At 43.1% G+C, this 1916-nt stretch carries 1 protein-coding gene; it reads left to right on the forward strand.

Features of this window, described 5'->3' with window-relative positions:
- The first annotated feature begins 295 nt into the window (after window positions 1–295).
- Window positions 296–1549, forward strand: a complete 1254-nt coding sequence (locus ASV53_RS23810) for an outer membrane protein transport protein (RefSeq protein WP_094958965.1) — start codon at window positions 296–298, stop codon at window positions 1547–1549.
- Window positions 1550–1916: the final 367 nt, after the last annotated feature.

Here is a 1916-nt window from a genome sequence, read left to right on the forward strand (position 1 = left end):
AGTTATATTAACCATTAATAAATATGCACTTTTTGCCACACTGACTGAATTAACTATTTTCTCATCGCTCACTTTCAGCGACGCTCTGTACGCTCAACCCCTCAAATAACGACACGCCTGTACGCTGAAAAAAATCAATCACAATGTAAACGACTGAAAAAAGCATCAACTATTTCTACCATACTCACTAAATTGCCGCTAATTCATCCAATAACACAAAAATATGCATTTATAACTTAAAGCTTTTACTCTAAAGCGTATCATTCGTTGTATTAATTTCAGCGAACAATAAATCATGAAAAAGAATAATATTACTATAGCTTTAGCAGCAGCGTTAACTTTTGGTGTAAGCACAAGTGCAACAGCAGCAGGCTTCCAACTTGCAGAATACTCAGCAACAGGCCTTGGCCGTGCATTTGCCGGTGAAGCAGCAATGGCTGACAATGCTGGCGCACAATTTCGTAACCCAGCAATGCTGACGTACCTTAAGGGTACTCAAGTATCGACGGGTGCGATTTACGTTGATCCAAACATCGATGTTAAAGGTAACCTTCACATTACAAAGCCTGTTAAAGCATCTATTCCAACTGAAGCTGAAGACATTGCAGGCTCAGCGGTTATCCCTAACTTCTACGTGTCTCACCAGCTAAATGACCAAGTATTCTTAGGTTTAGCGTTTTCAACTAACTACGGTATGGAAACTAAACTGGGTGGCGACTTTAAAGCGACCCAGTACGGTAACCAAGCGAAGGTTCACTCAGTTGAAATTAACCCGAACATTGCTTACCAAATTAACGAGCAATTCAGCGTAGGTGCTGGTGTTCGTTATGTAATGGGTGAAGGTCACTTTGGTGCTGCGACGGGCGGTCAAGACCTTAAGTACATGGAAGGTGAAGACAATGCATGGGGCTGGCAGCTAGGTACCGCTTGGCAAATCAATGACGACAACCGTATAGGTTTCAACTACCGCTCTGCTGTCGATCTAAAACTGGAAGGCGAAGCGTCTGGTTTAGTCTTCGACATGATGGCTCAACAAAAAAATGGTAGCTACTCAGGTAGTATGGATCTGACACTACCAGCGACGGCTGAGCTAGCAAGCTTCCATCAGCTAACCGATCAATTAGCGGTACACGCAAGCTTTAACTGGACCGATTGGAGCAGCTTCGACAAGCTAGAAGCAAATATCGATAAGCTTGGCACTCAGCACATCAAAGATGAAAACTGGGAAGATAACTACCGCTTTGCTGTTGGTTCAACTTACCAGCTAAACCAAGCGGTCGTGCTACGTACTGGTGTGGCTTACGACACTTCAGCGGTTAACGATGACAACCGCACACAAACGATCCCAGAGACCGATCGCCTATGGCTAAGTGTGGGTGCTGGTTACCAAGTAACTAAAGCCTTTACCCTAGATGGCGGCTTTACTTACATCTTTGCTAAAGATGCTTCAATGACTGAAACCGATGACAACTTACCAGGTAGTAGCTTCACAGGCGAAACCACAGGTAGCGTATGGCTTGTCGGTGTACAGGCTAGCTACCGCTTCTAATACAGACATAACATAAGCGTTTCTGACGCCAGTTACCTCTCGATGCCGCTCATTATAAAATAAGCGGCATTTTTTTACTCAGTAACACTCCCACCTTATACCAATCTAACTTGCACCTTAGTCAAATAATTATGACCACTAGGTTCAAATGAAGGTATCTAAGACCAAGTTATTTGCAGACGACTACTCTTTACAGTTATGCTCGGATTACATGCAAAATAAGTCTGTTGTTCGTCGATGAAAAAACTCATACCCATATTATTACCGCTACTCTTTAGCACGACGCTATATGTAGTGGTCAACTAAAATTGGTCACGGTTTTAGAGCTTTCCCAATATAATCGTTCTGACTCATTGGGAGTTAGACC

Origin of the sequence: Photobacterium sanguinicancri (assembly GCF_002265265.1) — a bacterium.
In the GTDB taxonomy this organism is placed as follows: Bacteria; Pseudomonadota; Gammaproteobacteria; order Enterobacterales; family Vibrionaceae; genus Photobacterium; species Photobacterium sanguinicancri.